Raw genomic sequence first — 1,426 nt, forward strand, 5'->3', positions numbered from 1 at the left:
TGAAGTGACCCCGTAAAGTTGGACATTTCTGTTAAGCGGCTTTTAAGGCCTGAGTTCGATATTCTATCGGAGTCAGGCCTTTTAGTTTCACTTTTATACGCTTGGTATTGTAGTACTCGATGTACTCTTTGATTTGCTCTATCAGAGCATCGGCATCTTCAAAGCTTTGGTTGTGATACATCTCGGTTTTGAGTAAAGCAAAAAAGTTTTCAGCAACAGCATTATCCAAGCAGTTACCTTTTCTCGACATGCTTTGCGTTAAACCACTCTCCGCTACCTTTTTTTGATACTGTCTATGGCGATATTGCCAACCTTGATCGCTATGTATAATTGGCTTTGAGTTGGGTTTAAGCTTTGATATGGCTTCCGTCAGCATCTCCGTGACAAGCGGCAAGCACGCATTTTTAGCCACTCTATAAGCAACCACCTCTTGAGTAAATAAGTCGACCACAGGAGACAAGTAAACTTTCTGCTCTTTGACTTTGAACTCCGTGACATCCGTTACCCACTTTTCGTCGGGTTGAGTCGCACTAAAATCTCTTTCAAGCACATTGGGAGCTGGCTTTCCCGACTCTCCTCGGTATGAACGATACTTTTTAATCCTGACCGTCGATTTAAGGTTGAGCTGAGCCATCAGCCTTTGAACCGTTTTGTGATTAAGCGCGAACCCCTGATTTTTTAGTTCCAAGTGAATACGGCGGTAGCCGTATCGACCTTTATGTTCATGATAAATTGACTTTATCAACCGCAGTTCACGTTCGTAGCTATTTGGGCGCTTGCTCGTTTGAGCCTGATAATAAAAGACACTTTTAGCCAACTGTAGAGTGTGCAGTAAATGCTTCAATGGGTACTTACCTTTAAGAGTTAGAGCTATGACCGCTTTTTCTTTGTTCGACGGTTTTTTTCCTGCTCCAACTCTTCCAACTTTTTTAGAACGGCATTCTCGGTTCGTAAGTAGACCAACTCCTCTTTTAGCTCCTCAAGCGTCATTTCATTATCAGACTTGGTGGTACGTTGAGGTTGTTTTTTCATTGAGGGTCTTCCTTTCTGGCGCATTTTGAGCCCTTCGATACCGAGCTCATTAAATCTTTTGAGCCAGACAGAGAGTATCCCAGGGGATGAGAGGTTTAATACTGCGCTAGTGTGCGTGAGAGACCAATCATTCGTCCACATTAAATTCAATGCTTTTCGTTTTTTCTGAGCAGTAGCAGCATGCTTAGTTGGTAAAAACGAACCAGCACCGTGGATGGCAAAGACTTGAGCCCAATACCGTATCTGTCTCGAAGAAATTGAATATTGTTTTGCTAAATAGCGAGATGACGCGCCATCTAAGCATTGTTTAGCAATGACACATTTTAACTCACGACTATATTTGGACATAAAAAGACCCCCAATAATTGGTGTCCAACTATTGGGGGTCAGTTCA

2 protein-coding genes are annotated in these 1,426 nt (G+C 42.6%); both read right to left on the reverse strand.

The genetic code is table 11. From position 1 onward, the window contains the following. Positions 1 to 31: 31 nt before the first annotated feature. The gene (locus MD535_RS25495; RefSeq protein ID WP_265678083.1) at positions 32 to 874 is read right to left on the reverse strand and encodes an IS3 family transposase; all 843 of its coding nucleotides are present in this window, start codon (positions 872 to 874) and stop codon (positions 32 to 34) included. Further along, positions 871 to 1,380, reverse strand: a complete 510-nt coding sequence (locus MD535_RS25500) for a helix-turn-helix domain-containing protein (protein ID WP_313897290.1) — start codon at positions 1,378 to 1,380, stop codon at positions 871 to 873. Before MD535_RS25500 ends, MD535_RS25495 begins: the two co-directional genes overlap by 4 nt. Positions 1,381 to 1,426: the final 46 nt, after the last annotated feature.

This window comes from Vibrio qingdaonensis (assembly GCF_026191675.1).
Taxonomy (GTDB): Bacteria; Pseudomonadota; Gammaproteobacteria; order Enterobacterales; family Vibrionaceae; genus Vibrio; species Vibrio qingdaonensis.